Source organism: Bacillus sp. J14TS2 (genome assembly GCF_018333015.1).
Lineage (GTDB): Bacteria > Bacillota > Bacilli > Bacillales > Bacillaceae_C > Lederbergia.
Genome location: NZ_BORE01000016.1, coordinates 41,102 through 54,978 on the forward strand (window position 1 = coordinate 41,102; position 13,877 = coordinate 54,978).

The window sequence follows — 13,877 nt, forward strand, 5'->3', positions numbered from 1 at the left end:
TTTTTTAGTAATACCCTCTCTCAGTGCTTATCCTGTTAGAAATTTCTTTCGGTTTTCTATGTTAAACCGCCAATTCACTTCCCCCCTAAAATTCTATAGAATTTTAGGGGGGAGGAGTCTTCTTAGCTTTTATAATAGAAGAAATTGAAAATAAAAAGGAAATTTTAGCAATCGAGAAGAAGTTTTTATTATTTGTTTATAGTAAACTAATCAAAAGGAGGCTTTTGAATGAGTACAATGATTTTTGTTAACTTTCCAGTAAAGAATGTTGCTGCTGCCACTAATTTTTATGAAAAACTAGGATTTACGAAGAACGATGATTTTTCTAGTGTTGATGCAAGTAGTATGGTTTGGGACGAAAATTTTTATATTATGCTGTTAGAACATTCTTTTTATCAACAGTTTCTCAAAGGTAAAAAGATTGCCGATACACATAAAGAAAATGCTGCCTTAATCTGTTTTAGTATGGAAAGCGCAGATGCAGTGAAAGAATTTGGGCGAATAGCGAAAGAAAATGGCGGAGATGCTTACCATATTGACACGGGAGTGCCGGAAGAACAAATGTATGGGTTGGAAGTATCTGATATTGATGGAAATATGTTGGAACCGATGTGGATGAAACGATAGATATCGTATGAATTAGACAGACTGATTCCGTGGAATATTGGAATCAGTCTGTCTTCTTGTTTTTATAACGGTGTGTAATCTATCAAGTAGAAGCAAAAGGAGAACCGTGATGAAGCCGGTTGAAATACCTATTCCAGAACTAAAAGAAGAAAAAGTGCTTATACGAGCAGAAGGCTGTGGTGTCTGTCATGGAGACGTTATGACTAGTGAAGGAGAAACAACTTCCTATCTTTGTATACCGGGGCATGAAGTAGTTGGTAATATATAAGGGAGATGCTTCAAGAGTCTATTTTTTTTTTGTAAATATTGCTTATTATATATTAAAAGTGAAGTTTATGAGCATGAATGATAAAATGTAACAAACTATATTTCATTGAAACTAAATTAGGAGATAACAGATGACGGAATTAAAAAAATATAACGAAATAGTCATGGCAAAAAAAGCTAAAATAATAGAACTGAGTGCTTACTTAGAAAATGGATTGTATGCTTTTGATAAAGATCTCAGAACTGTTTTTAATACAGAAAAAGCTACTCATCCGATGATTAATAACCTTAAAGATACAAAAAAAGAGGTTCAACTTTCACAAAAAATTGAAGAACCTGGATTGAAGTATTTTCATGGAAGTATCTTATGGTTTTGTATTAATGGTGATATCAGAATTTTTTCAGATGATGAGGTACTTGTCATTTGTGCCAATAAAGAAAGTTATCAAAGGAAAATAGCAAACCATACTTATTTTTCATCTTTCTTTCGTATTCCAGCATTAATCAATCAAGACGCTAAGCACAATATGTTGACGGAGGCATTCATTAATTTTGAAGATAAAACAGATAACAATGAAGCATTTATTTTAAGAGCAATATATGATGATTATCGTAGTTATTTCAATCAGCTGACTCTTCACTCAAAGGTTGATTATCAAACTTTGAATAGCTTATTAGACACAAGTTCAAATGTAATTTATATCCATCAGTTTGAAAAAATAATAGAAAAAATTGCTCCTGAATTGTTGTCTATGAACTTACCGTTTATCAACTTACACGGCGATATGTGGTCTGATAACATTCTTTTAAGCTCTGGATCAGAAGGGAAAACTTTATGGTATATCGACTGGGAGACTGCAGGTGAATATGTTTTCTTCTACGACTTTTTCAAATTTATTTGGAACGAATTAGATGTGCATCACAATTATTCCTATTATAAGCGGTATCTAGGAGGAGAATTTGACGAAGAGTTAACTTGTCTTTTCGCTATTTTTGATTTAAAGTTTCAGCCAAAGTACAGACAGTCTTATTTTTTTCTCTTTTTTCTAAACTTTATTCTCAAAGATACAGATAATATTGCATTTGAATACAAACATGAGGAAATAATTGCCTTTGAACATAAGGTTTTCCCATTAATATCTCAATGAGATTCCTTCTAATAAATGCAGCAAAACGAATTGAGTTTGGGAGACAGTTTTTGAGGGGACACCACCCCAAAAAAGCTACGACAGTAAAAAAGCAAGGATAGTTCCAACATTGATAGCATTGTTTCAAATATGATTTGATTGAGTAACGAGAATAAAGAAAGGAGATTCTATTATGAACGGTAAGTCTATTTATAAAGTTTGGGTTAAGGCATGGAATGAGGATATCAATGTACTTGATGAAATAGTAGATGAAAATTGTATAGTTCATCGAGCAAGAACAGATGGCAAAGATTCAAAAAACAAACAAGGTGTAGAAGCTATGAAAGATGTAATCACTTCTAGTATAAGTTTTTTTGACAATATTCGTATGTCTCTAGTTGTTGGACCGATTGAGGAAGATAATTATGTTTCCGCAAGATGGTTGTTTAACGGAAAATACAATGGTCAAATGACTGGTGCAAATGCTGAAAAAGGAAAAGAAATTTCGTTTGAGGGAACTGATATTTTTCAAATCAGAAACGGAAAAATTGTAGATTATTGGGTATCGTCTGATGTTGTTAATTTTATGAACCAACTAGAAATGTCCTAAGCTGACAAATATAAATTGAATATATTGATGATGGACACTTTAAAAATAAGGTGTCTAATTTTTTACCCAATTTTGAAAGAACGAGAACCAAGGAAAACAGAAAAACAAGAAACTAAGGTTGCTCCCTGGCGTGTAGACCATCAAACAAATAAGATTCATTTAACCATCAAAAATATGGAACTCAAATTTGTGCTTCCCAACATGGGAAAAACATTCGATAATATAGAACTTACTGGCTCACCAAAGAATCAAGTTAAGACAGAATACTTTTGAAACAAAAAAATGCCTCGCGCATCAGAGTAAATAAATTTCAGCCGGCGTGAAGCAACCACTTTTAGTTCGTCTGGTTTTATGTGCTTTGCTGGATGGGCTTGTGCTTACAACCTAACTATTGAACAGTACGAATAAATTGGGATATTAAACTAATCAAGCTGTTGCAGAGTAGTCTCAGCCCAGTCCAAAAATGATCCGGTGCCGTTGCAACTAGGACAAGTCGGATCGACAAGTGCTTCCGTGGCGAAAAAACCTTTGCCAGAACAGTCGGGGCACGTACCCTTGTGGCGGTTGGTATTTATCTTCTTTTTAGTTTGAGTAGCGTTCCATTCAGATATTCTGTCATTTATTTTGTTAAAAATCTCCATGTCCATTCACCTCAGAATTTAGTATGAGGACTCTTAGGATATACTATTCATCTGTTGCGGTTCACGACACACACTGGGAGTATTAATCATAATAATTTTTACACTGACGGGTAGTATTGAGGTGAGCTTTTTGGAAGAATGTCCAATTTGAACATGGAATACGGGTAAACTCAATTTGTCCGGGAATGACGCTAACACCAAGTGTTGAATCCTGGTCTAGCGAAGTGCCAGAGCAAGCTAAACAGGTAGAAGCTGCAATACCATTAGGGCGTCTTGATAAACCTGAAGATCTGGCAAATGCTGCTGTGTGGTTATGTTCTGGTAAAGCTGGATATATTACTGGTATCAACTTAGCAGTTGATGGTGGGCAGACAGCTCAATAAGCATTGCCTTTGTTGCAAATAAACACTGAGAAAATCGCAAAAACGTCGACATGCCAGCAGGAATAGTGTCGGCTGAAGACCCGAAGCGAAGCGAGGAGCCCTTGAGGCAAGGGAGCCTCTTTGACGATTTTCGACTTTAGGACAGTCCCATAAACAGAAAGCCAAATCACATTATAGGAATGTTACAGAAAGGTTCCAAAGCAAACTTTTGATATACTCCCCTTAAGTATTCACTTTTTTTAGTGTCTACTTAAGAGGGAGCATATCATTTTTATTGCTTGGAACCTTTTTATTCTTAATATGATTTGTTATAGAATTGGTGAAAGTAAACGGGAAATACCTTCTTTAAATTTAATCCATAAGGAGCGTTTGCTATAGCGCTCTGGTGTTAATTCAGAGCATAGTTTACAGTCTTCTTCAAAAATACGGTACAATTCTTCAGCAACATTTTCATCATATGTTGCCGCACTTACTTCAAAATTTAATCGGAAGCTTCGAGAATCAATATTCATTGTTCCTACACATGCAATTTTTTTATCTACCACAATTGTTTTGGCATGTAGAAAGCCATTATCATAGAGTAATATTTTTGCACCGTAGTCCAGTAAATCCCCTGCATATGCCCAGGTTGCCCAATATACGAATGGATGATCCGGCTTGCAGGGAATCATAATCCGTATATCTACTCCAGATAAAAGCGCCATTTTACAAGCATCCATAAAGCTGGTATCTGGTATGAAATATGGTGTTTGGATACAAACACTTTCCTTTGCAGAAAGTATCATTTTAATATACATATTCTTTAAATGTTCTGTTTTTGAGTTTGGGCCGCTGGAAACGATCTGTACTGGACTTTTCCCGTGGTGCTGCTCTAGATGAAAGCAAAACTCCTTATAATCATCATGTTGTTTGTCCTTACCTGCCTGATGCCAGTCCATAATAAACCTGGCTTGAATATCATTGACTGCATTTCCGTATATTTTAAAATGTGTATCCCGCCAATAGCCGAATTTCTTATCTTCACCAAGATATTCATCACCCACATTGAAGCCGCCAATATAAGCAAGTGCACCGTCAATAATGACCAGCTTTCTGTGATTCCGGTTATTGATCCGGAAATTAATTAGTTTTAAAAAGGCTGGGAAGAAAACACGTACTCGTCCGCCTGCCTGTTTTAAATCATCAAAGAATCTGGATGACAATTTTTTTGAACCGACTTCGTCGTATAAAACCCGGACTTTTACACCCTCTTTTGCTTTTGTTATTAGTGCATCTCTAAGTCTTCTTCCAAGATTATCAGGTTGAATGATATAATATTGAATATTAATCTCATATTTCGCAGCTATAATATCTTCCAGAAGTGCATCAAATTTCTTATGGCCGTCATTAAATATCACCATTTCATTATCTTCAGATAACCTTGCGTGTGAGGAACGCAAATTCATTGTGATAAGCTCCTCGTACTGTGTTAACCATGGTACATCAGTTCTTTTTTCTTCATCGATTATCTTTAATTGTGTATCAACTTCTTCTTTAAGCAGCTTTTGTTCCTCTTTTGTTAATCGATAGAAATTATTTTGTTTTAAACTGCGTCCTAAAAAGATATAAATTAAGAATCCGACAATAGGCAGGAAGAATAAGACTAATAACCACGCCCACGTGTATCCGGGATCGCGTTTCTCAAAAAACAATACACCTAATGCCAATAATAAGTTAATAAAAATCGTGATGGAAGCAATAGTTGTAATAATATTTGCAATTTCTGTTTCCAATATAAAACACCTTCTTTTTCTAAATCTATGGAATTTATATCTTATTTTATTTATAGTACAGTACATAGAATAAAAGGCAAGTCAATCATTGCTTAAGTGTTCCTTTTATTTATTAATCGTCCAAAGACAATTTTCTCAATGGTTCCTTCGTCGGTCTAACCCATGGGTTCTCTGTCATAAACGAACGTCTGTGTGAAGAATTATATCTTCCAATATGATACTCTTTAAAATCGATACTCTTTCATTTTAGGTTTTATAGATTAGAACATGGCTCTTGTTCATTTGTTTGTTTTTTCTAAATGGGTATCGTACATGAAATAATACAATTTTAAAGGAAATACATAATCTTTCCTACTCCAATCTTTTTGCATAAAGTGAGAAAACGCTTATAATAAATCTTAAAATAGAGAAATGGAGTGCATCAAATGGTCCAATCAATCAATACAAAAGTCGATTTAGTTATGGATGCTACCTCTCATATCGGAATTTCAGAGTACGGTAAGATCATGATCGGAGATAAAGGATTTGAATTCTTCAATGATCGTGACGCACGTAAGTTTATTCAAATTCCTTGGGAAGAAATTGATCATGTGATCGCTTCAGTGATGTTCAAAGGGAAATGGATTCCACGCTACGCTATACAAACAAAGCGAAGTGGAACATTTTTATTTTCTTCTAAAGATCCAAAAAAAGTTCTACGGACGATGCGTGATTATGTTGATCCGAATCATATGGTCCAATCATTGAGTTTCTTCGAGGTTATCAAACTCGGATTAAAGGGTAAAGGAAAAAAATAATAATTTTTTACAAGACAGGCAAACATTTGTAAAATACAACCAGTTTATTCAAATTCAATTTTACAGCGCTTACAAATTGAATTTAGATTGCAATTATTTTTTGCGTACTACTATCTCGACCGGGGGTGAGTAAAAAGCATTGTTAAATGAAATCTATATTCATACCTTTCATTTCGTAGCACACTAAAAATTAGTTATATATATTTTTACGGATGATTATTTAGTTGTAAAAATATAATAGGGAGGTAAAAAAATGGTCGGAATTATCATTGCGAGTCACGGTGAATTTGCCAGTGGAATTATGAAATCTGGAGCAATGATCTTTGGTGAACAAGAAAATGTAAGGGCTGTCACATTAATGCCGAGTGAAGGACCTGAAGATGTTAAGGCAAAAATGCTAGAAGCTATTGCCTCTTTCGACAATCAAGATGAAGTATTATTCTTAGTCGATCTTTGGGGGGGAACTCCTTTCAATCAAGCCAACAGCTTGTCTGAAGAACACAAAGATAAATGGGCAATCGTTGCGGGTATGAACTTACCGATGTTGATTGAGGCCTATGCATCGCGATTCTCAATGAACACCGCGCATGAAATTGCTACGCATATCTTGGACACTGCCAAAGAAGGGGTTAAAGTAAAACCTGAAGAATTAGAACCAGCTAAAGCAGCTGGTACAGATGTTGCCAGACCATCAAATGTAGGAGCACCTGGTAAATTTGAATACGTATTAGCACGTATTGACTCTCGTTTACTTCATGGACAAGTAGCAACTGCTTGGACAAAAACGGTACAGCCTACACGTATCATTGTTGTATCTGATGCAGTAGCTAAAGATGAACTCCGTAAGAAATTGATACAACAGGCTGCTCCTTCAGGTGTAAAGGCACACGTTGTTCCTGTTAAAAAAATGATTGAACTCGCAAAAGATGATCAACATTTCGGCGGTCAGCGCGCGTTACTTCTTTTTGAAAATCCACAAGATGTGCTTAGAGCGGTTGAAGGTGGAGTACCATTAGAGACGATCAACGTTGGTTCGATGGCCCATTCACCTGGTAAAGTCCAACCAAATAAGGTTTTGGCCTTTAATCAAGAAGATATTGACACGTTCGCTAAGTTGAAGGAAGTTGGTTTGAAATTTGATGTACGTAAAGTTCCGAACGATTCAAAAGGAAACATGAATGAAATTATCAGGAGAGCTCAAGCAGAGTTAAACAAACAAAAATAATTCTACTATTAGAGAAAACGGAGGGACTAATAATGGATTTAAACATGATTCAAATCATATTAGTCGTTATCATCGCATTTTTAGCTGGTATGGAAGGAATTTTGGATGAATTCCACTTCCACCAACCTATCATTGCTTGTACGTTAATCGGCTTAGTTACTGGAAACTTAGCACCCTGCCTTGTCTTAGGTGGTACTCTTCAATTGATCGCCTTAGGCTGGGCAAATATTGGAGCAGCCGTAGCACCGGATGCTGCGTTAGCATCGGTTGCGTCTGCCATTATTTTAGTTTTAAGTGGGCAAGGTGAGGCTGGTGTGACATCTTCGATTGCGATTGCGGTTCCGCTTGCTGTAGCAGGTTTATTATTAACGATCATCGTCCGTACAATTGCAACAGGATTGGTTCATTTAATGGATGCTGCAGCGAATGAAGGAGACATAAGAAAAGTTGAACTGTGGCATATCGTCGGGATCATCTTGCAAGGGTTACGTATTGCAATCCCAGCCGCTTTAATTCTAGCAATTGGTGCAGGTCCTGTTCGAGAATTGCTTGAAGCTATGCCGACTTGGTTAACAAGTGGTTTAGCAATAGGTGGAGGGATGGTCGTAGCCGTGGGTTATGCAATGGTTATTAACATGATGGCCACTAAAGAAGTATGGCCATTCTTCGCAATTGGTTTCGTATTAGCGACTGTTTCAGAAATTACCCTTATTGGTCTAGGTGCTATAGGGGTGGCGCTTGCACTTATTTATTTAGCCCTTTCTAAACAAGGTGGTTCAGGCAATGGCGGAAATAATACCGGCGATCCACTAGGCGATATTATTGATAATTACTAAAAAGGAGGTATATAAAAATGGAAAAGGAAATAAGATTATCGCGAAGAGATCGGATAGCTATTTGGTGGCGTTCTACTTTTATACAAGGTTCTTGGAACTATGAACGAATGCAAAACGGTGGTTGGGCATTTTCAATGATCCCCGCAATCAAAAGACTATATAAAACAAAAGAAGATCGTGCTGCTGCATTAAAACGTCACTTAGAGTTCTTTAATACCCATCCTTATGTCGCTTCACCTATTATTGGAGTCACTTTAGCGCTTGAAGAAGAGCGGGCAAATGGGGCGCCGGTTGATAACGCGGCGATTCAGGGGGTTAAAGTTGGGATGATGGGGCCTTTAGCAGGTATCGGGGATCCTGTATTCTGGTTCACGGTTAAACCAATCCTTGGTGCGTTAGCGGCTTCTCTTGCTATGACCGGTAATCTACTTGGACCCATTATTTACTTCGTTGCCTGGAATATTATTCGTATGGCATTTATGTGGTATACACAAGAATCTGGTTACAAGGCTGGTTCAAAAATTACAGACGACTTATCTGGTGGAGTACTCCAAGATATAACCAAAGGTGCCTCAATTTTGGGTATGTTTATCCTTGGTGCATTAGTGAATCGATGGGTTACTGTCCAATTCACGCCTGTTGTGGCTAGAGTAAAGCTTGATGAAGGGGCTTATATAGATTGGGACAAATTGCCTGCAGGAGCAGAAGGGATTAAAACGGCATTGCAACAACAAGCAGAAGGTCTTTCATTGACTGCTCACAAAATAACGACTTTACAAGATAATCTGGACAGTTTAATTCCAGGTTTAGCTGGGTTGGGATTAACTCTTTTAAGCATGTGGTTGCTTAGAAAAAAAGTTTCTCCCATCATTATGATTCTTGGATTGTTCGTTGTAGGTATTGTCTTCCATTTAATACACTTAATGTAATAAGTAAGACTCTCCTCACTGATACAAGTAGTAGGAACTGAAATGAAAAACTTTTAATAAGGGTACACTGTTGTAGGGGCTCTTCATATGTGCTTCAGGTGCCGCTGAATAAAGAAATTAGTTGCTTTAAGGAGAGACATTTTTATTTTTGTTAAGAACACAAAACCTCCTGAGAAATCAATATCGGGAGGTTTAAAAAATGCATTATTATGTTTTTATTAGTCTTAGACAACGTTTTATTTAATCAAACGAATTCAATCTGCAATTAACAGTGAATATAGCACTAAGTTGGCACACTGAACACCAAATAATAGGGAACTTAGAATTCTTATTAAAAACGAATAGAATACCGATGATTTCTATTTGGGAACTTTTGATAATATCATAGCTACGTTTCGACGAATTGCATCTGACAACCAAAATTATGTGGTATGGTGGGGGATAAAAAAGGCCCGCTCAATGAAGTTTCACTGACTTCTCGAAATCCTACTCAAAAAAATTGCACTTATTAAAACAGTAAAAAAGAATAGCGAGTTTTGCTACTCCTTTGCTTTATGTTAATAATAGTAGGGATCAAGCCACCATAAGGTTTTTACATCACTGACTGATTAGATAAAGAGGTAAGTTTTCTAAGGAGAGCTGTTTATGTTTCAAGTTTAAACTAAACAGCTCATTTGAAACTTTAATATGGAGTTGGAAGCGGGGTTCCTGGTGGTCTCCACCACGATTCAACAGTACTCCAAGCGGTATTATAATCGTGTCCTCTTCCCATCAAATAAGCTATAGCAACCGCTTCTGTTAAGGCATGTTCATAACCCAGATGTTGGGCTTCTCGTAACCCGTGACTCACAACTGGACTTATCGTAGCAAGAGTGGATTGTTGAAGATTGGCATGTTGATGATTGCGATAATAACCATTTTGATCAAATGCTTGTTGGTTGTTGAAATACATACTAACAGTTACCTCCTTTTGAATTAAAATAGCCATTATGGGCTACTGATCTTTAACATCCTATGTGGTTATGAGTGTTTTTGGAATGGGCTATAAACATGTCTTTCTTATTAATTTGGGGCTAGACTAGCTCTATTTGCGGAAAATGTGATTCAAGAGAAGATAGGGGATTTAATCAAGCGTTCGAAGTTGCCGAGCCTTTTGCACACGTACTTAATAGAGGATATTCAAAAGTAATGACTAAATTCACGACATCCTGCCCGTAACGCCTTTGTGATTTGCTTCCTGCAGGCCTCGGTAAAAATGGCACTGGTGAGATACAGGATCTTCGACTAAGTACTAACATGTCCTGTATCGATGCTATGTAAGCTCGTTGGCAGGGAAAGGAATCTTTCGCTAAAATTGCCCACGTCTTTTGAGCAACACGGAAGTCAGTACATACCTGCGTCAGACCTTTCGACGTACAGGATGTACTGACAGGACGTCAGCGAAGTTGCTGATTTCTTCCTTTTTGAACACGCAACTTATAGATACTGTTTTAAATTTTCAAGAATCACAGCATAGGCATTTGGCCATAAGTGAATCCCCTCGACTGTATAGTCCTCTTTTAAATTCCCAGCTCCATCTATTAAACCATCGTTTACATTAATAAATTCATAATTATAGTGATGTGCTAAATCTTTAATTGCTATATTCGCTTCCTGGATAGATGAATTATTTCGCGTCTTAAACATTTCATTTTTTTGCTGCTGGTCTATGGAAGGAAAATTTGCTTGTGCATTAACAGGATAATAAGCCATTACATATACTTTACAATTGGGTAATTTCTTCTTTATCTGGCCTAGAATTTTATCATAGTTTATTAGCAAATTTTCTTTTTTGTAGTCAGGTGAACCGATATCATTTGTGCCAATATTGATAAATATTTTTGCTGGTTCTAGCTCAAAAATACATTCATCCATGGATGCTAACAGTTCTTTTGTAACAAATCCGCCAACGCCCCTATTGTAGATAATCATGTTTTTCCCTAAGGTTTGTTGCAGTTCATTAATAGGGAACTGTTCCATTAAGGAAGAACCAACAAATAGAATTTCTCCCTTAATAACGGATTGATTAAGAAGCTTGTACCTTTTGAGCTTTTCTTTTTTCTGGGGGTCCATCGCTATTTCTTCGGAGTCATACTTTTGCAACATTTCCACCTCGTCAAATTCATTATTTTATTGCACGACTAATAAGTTATTATTTATTTATTATAGCTCAATGATACTAAAAATTGACGTTTATGATTAAAAAATGGGCGTTTATGTCAAAAATGTTTATATAGTGAAAAACAATGTTACTATGTTCCTAGATTAATAAAACTGAATACACTCTCCATGTATGAATAAGTGATTAAATAATCAATTCATTCCTATTTTATTTTTAGTAAAATAATTTTTATAGGAGGGAGCGTTCGCTAGTTTCAGTAAAAAACATTGCTTATGAAATCATGATCTTTTATAGGGGAGCATTTTTTAGTGTACTATCACAATAGTAAGGAGGATCATTTCACTATGAGTGCAGCATCTGATTCTGAACATTTAACTCAACAAAATGCTGATGATAATTTTAGTCTATCTGTAAGTAACAATACTTATATTGTGACAAGATCAATGTTAAATATTCGCACAGGACCTAGTCAAGATCAGAAAATCATTGGCACACTTAATGCTGAGGAACAGGTTGATGTGGTTGGAGAGCCTATCAACGGATATTATCCCATTGAGTACGCTGGTAAAACAGGATACATCAATAGCATGTTTTTAGTAAGGACCTTGATAATGGATAGGGAAACGGCTAATCTGAAAAAAGCGCAATTAGACATTCCTTATACCAAGCAACGACCAAGCTTGCCTTCCGGCTGTGAAGCTACTTCGTTAGCCATGGCCTTAAATTATTATGGGATCTCTATCACAAAAGAAGAGATTGCCCAAGAGCATATTTATGACGATGCGAAATTAATAAGAGCGGAAGATAATTCGATTCAAATGTGGGGAAATCCATTACAAGGCTATGTCGGTGATCCCTTCTCTGTTGGTTATACAATTTTTCCTAATATATTAAAACAGCAAGCAGATCAATTCATCCTAAGTATGGATTCGACCGGAGCAAATCTTGAAACGTTAGAATATTTTGTTGCACAAGGGAAGCCAGTGCTTATTTGGGTCACCATTGAATATGAAACACCGAATGAAAGATTTTGGCAAACGAAAGAGGGCAAGGAGGTTTATGCTCCAACTCCCCTTCACAACGTCGTTTTGACGGGATATGACGAAGAATATGTCTATGTAAATGATCCTGAAGAATATGGAGAAAAAGACTTTAAAATTGCTAAAGAAAAATTCGAGTATTTATACAATCTAATGGGGAGGAAATCACTAGTAATTGGGTATCGAGAAAAACAATATAGTTCTAATATGTAAATTCTAGCAATGACGGATGAGTGAACCCACCTATTATTTTTCGGTCAACTTTTTTCGATAATTGAACTAAAAACCAAACCGCCTCTCACTCTTATTATTATGAAGGAGCGAAACCTAGACAAAGAAGCATGTTTTATTGATTCAAACGGTAAAAATTAACGTTTAAGATCAAAAACCAGTCGTTTACGACAAAGCTATTATATGTAAGCGGAAACAATGATGCTATATTCATAGGTTAACCGAAATAAAAGCTCATGAGCGATATAATAAGCGGAAAAGAGATTATATTCAATCAAATAAAACCAGGAGACTTATCTATATGACCACTAATACGAATGTAAAGATATTACATTTACTTTCTCTCATTTCTACAGACGCCAAAGAATATGTTAAAGAGGCTTTTAAAAATAGCAAGGTAAGTGTTGTTTACCATGAGGAATCATCTAAGAATCAAGGGACATTTTGTTTAGTAGAAAATATCGATCAGGTCATTGCTTACGCTGTCTTTAATTATGACAACACTGACCAAGCTTTACTCGATTTAATGGCAAAAAAACTAAGGAAGTATTTTACCCCTAACGAAACAAAAGAGATTTGCTTTAATGTATACGGAAAAAACACTGCAATTATTAAATTCGTTAAAGAACTTGGTTTTGTAACTGACATGGAAGGGTTTCAATTAAAATATAGTGGAAATCAAACAGCAGATAGACTTTTTCCGTCTCCATTTATAGAAAAAGGATTTACGAAGGAGATGCTTGGGAAATTTACTCATTTATTCGATAGGGCATATTTTCATTTAAACAAAGAAAATGGTTGGAGTACGGCTACAGATCCAGATGAATTTTTAGAGTTTCTCGATTATTATGAATCGCTGGGACAAGTTAGGTCTTTCTGGTTGGATGAGGATCTGATCGGTGCTTATATTATATCAGGAGAATATATTCGAGATTTTGTGGTAGATCCTGATTTTCAGAATCAAGGCTGCGGAACCATCATATTGGAGCAGTGTATTGAACGTTTAAGGGCTATGAAGGGAATAGAAAATATCTTGCTGCGTGTGGCGAAATCAAACACAGGCGCCAAAAGATTTTATGAAAAAAATAACTTTATTGAAATCGCGAATTTTTCTGAACATACATATGCTCAGAAACAAGTAAATCGTTTATAGGGCAATAAAAAATTGCAATGCATAAGGCATTGCAGTTTTGTTTTATGTATGTTTTTGACATAACTTAATACAGCTATG

General features: G+C 36.1%; 14 protein-coding genes. 11 read left to right on the top strand and 3 right to left on the bottom strand.

Annotated elements, in window-relative coordinates; translation table 11 throughout:
* Nucleotides 1-228 precede the first annotated feature (228 nt).
* The 5 genes from KI375_RS21090 to KI375_RS21110 all read left to right on the top strand — a co-directional run bounded on the left by KI375_RS21090 (nt 229) and on the right by KI375_RS21110 (nt 3,655).
* The gene (locus KI375_RS21090) at nt 229-627 is read left to right on the top strand and encodes a VOC family protein (RefSeq protein WP_212975382.1); all 399 of its coding nucleotides are present in this window, start codon (nt 229-231) and stop codon (nt 625-627) included.
* Between the two features lie 109 nt (nt 628-736).
* Nucleotides 737-895, top strand: a complete 159-nt coding sequence (locus KI375_RS21095; protein WP_212975383.1) for an alcohol dehydrogenase catalytic domain-containing protein — start codon at nt 737-739, stop codon at nt 893-895.
* A 130-nt stretch (nt 896-1,025) separates the two neighbouring features.
* Complete coding sequence (locus KI375_RS21100) at nt 1,026-2,042, top strand: phosphotransferase (RefSeq protein WP_212975384.1); 1,017 nt, start codon at nt 1,026-1,028, stop codon at nt 2,040-2,042.
* Nucleotides 2,043-2,214: 172 nt separating this feature from the next.
* On the top strand, nt 2,215-2,631 hold the full coding sequence (locus KI375_RS21105) for an ester cyclase (RefSeq protein WP_212975385.1): 417 nt from the start codon (nt 2,215-2,217) through the stop codon (nt 2,629-2,631).
* A 799-nt stretch (nt 2,632-3,430) separates the two neighbouring features.
* Nucleotides 3,431-3,655: an SDR family NAD(P)-dependent oxidoreductase gene (locus tag KI375_RS21110; protein WP_280528673.1), complete on the top strand. Its 225-nt coding sequence runs from the start codon at nt 3,431-3,433 to the stop codon at nt 3,653-3,655.
* Nucleotides 3,656-3,963: 308 nt separating this feature from the next.
* Here KI375_RS21110 and cls read toward each other — a convergent pair whose 3' ends face one another.
* Nucleotides 3,964-5,427, bottom strand: coding sequence for a cardiolipin synthase (cls, locus tag KI375_RS21115; RefSeq protein WP_244852910.1), 1,464 nt, complete (start codon nt 5,425-5,427; stop codon nt 3,964-3,966).
* Between the two features lie 425 nt (nt 5,428-5,852).
* Between cls and KI375_RS21120 the strand changes: the two genes are divergently transcribed.
* The 4 genes from KI375_RS21120 to KI375_RS21135 all read left to right on the top strand — a co-directional run bounded on the left by KI375_RS21120 (nt 5,853) and on the right by KI375_RS21135 (nt 9,214).
* Nucleotides 5,853-6,224, top strand: a complete 372-nt coding sequence (locus KI375_RS21120; RefSeq protein WP_212975388.1) for a DUF956 family protein — start codon at nt 5,853-5,855, stop codon at nt 6,222-6,224.
* 253 nt (nt 6,225-6,477) lie between these two features.
* Complete coding sequence (locus KI375_RS21125) at nt 6,478-7,449, top strand: mannose/fructose/sorbose PTS transporter subunit IIA (protein ID WP_212975389.1); 972 nt, start codon at nt 6,478-6,480, stop codon at nt 7,447-7,449.
* A gap of 32 nt (nt 7,450-7,481) precedes the next feature.
* Nucleotides 7,482-8,285, top strand: a complete 804-nt coding sequence (locus KI375_RS21130) for a PTS mannose/fructose/sorbose transporter subunit IIC (RefSeq protein ID WP_212975390.1) — start codon at nt 7,482-7,484, stop codon at nt 8,283-8,285.
* 17 nt (nt 8,286-8,302) lie between these two features.
* Nucleotides 8,303-9,214, top strand: a complete 912-nt coding sequence (locus KI375_RS21135) for a PTS system mannose/fructose/sorbose family transporter subunit IID (RefSeq protein WP_212975391.1) — start codon at nt 8,303-8,305, stop codon at nt 9,212-9,214.
* Between the two features lie 682 nt (nt 9,215-9,896).
* Here the strand turns inward: KI375_RS21135 and KI375_RS21140 are convergent.
* On the bottom strand, nt 9,897-10,166 hold the full coding sequence (locus KI375_RS21140) for a hypothetical protein (RefSeq protein WP_212975392.1): 270 nt from the start codon (nt 10,164-10,166) through the stop codon (nt 9,897-9,899).
* Nucleotides 10,167-10,690: 524 nt separating this feature from the next.
* Complete coding sequence (locus KI375_RS21145; RefSeq protein WP_212975393.1) at nt 10,691-11,356, bottom strand: GDSL-type esterase/lipase family protein; 666 nt, start codon at nt 11,354-11,356, stop codon at nt 10,691-10,693.
* Nucleotides 11,357-11,719: 363 nt separating this feature from the next.
* Here KI375_RS21145 and KI375_RS21150 point away from each other — a divergent pair, with 363 nt between their 5' ends.
* Nucleotides 11,720-12,628 carry a C39 family peptidase gene (locus tag KI375_RS21150; protein WP_212975394.1) on the top strand — a complete coding sequence of 303 codons (909 nt, stop codon included), beginning with the start codon at nt 11,720-11,722 and terminating at the stop codon, nt 12,626-12,628.
* A 319-nt stretch (nt 12,629-12,947) separates the two neighbouring features.
* Complete coding sequence (locus tag KI375_RS21155) at nt 12,948-13,799, top strand: GNAT family N-acetyltransferase (protein ID WP_212975395.1); 852 nt, start codon at nt 12,948-12,950, stop codon at nt 13,797-13,799.
* Nucleotides 13,800-13,877 lie beyond the last annotated feature (78 nt).

Coding starts and splice junctions, on each gene's coding strand:
- KI375_RS21100 (WP_212975384.1), top strand. CDS start 1,026: ATGACGGAATTAAAAAAATATAACGAAATAGTCATGGCAAAAAAAGCT.
- KI375_RS21150 (WP_212975394.1), top strand. CDS start 11,720: ATGAGTGCAGCATCTGATTCTGAACATTTAACTCAACAAAATGCTGAT.
- KI375_RS21105 (WP_212975385.1), top strand. CDS start 2,215: ATGAACGGTAAGTCTATTTATAAAGTTTGGGTTAAGGCATGGAATGAG.
- KI375_RS21155 (WP_212975395.1), top strand. CDS start 12,948: ATGACCACTAATACGAATGTAAAGATATTACATTTACTTTCTCTCATT.
- KI375_RS21095 (WP_212975383.1), top strand. CDS start 737: ATGAAGCCGGTTGAAATACCTATTCCAGAACTAAAAGAAGAAAAAGTG.
- KI375_RS21120 (WP_212975388.1), top strand. CDS start 5,853: ATGGTCCAATCAATCAATACAAAAGTCGATTTAGTTATGGATGCTACC.
- KI375_RS21125 (WP_212975389.1), top strand. CDS start 6,478: ATGGTCGGAATTATCATTGCGAGTCACGGTGAATTTGCCAGTGGAATT.
- KI375_RS21135 (WP_212975391.1), top strand. CDS start 8,303: ATGGAAAAGGAAATAAGATTATCGCGAAGAGATCGGATAGCTATTTGG.
- KI375_RS21090 (WP_212975382.1), top strand. CDS start 229: ATGAGTACAATGATTTTTGTTAACTTTCCAGTAAAGAATGTTGCTGCT.
- KI375_RS21140 (WP_212975392.1), bottom strand. CDS start 10,166: ATGTATTTCAACAACCAACAAGCATTTGATCAAAATGGTTATTATCGC.
- KI375_RS21130 (WP_212975390.1), top strand. CDS start 7,482: ATGGATTTAAACATGATTCAAATCATATTAGTCGTTATCATCGCATTT.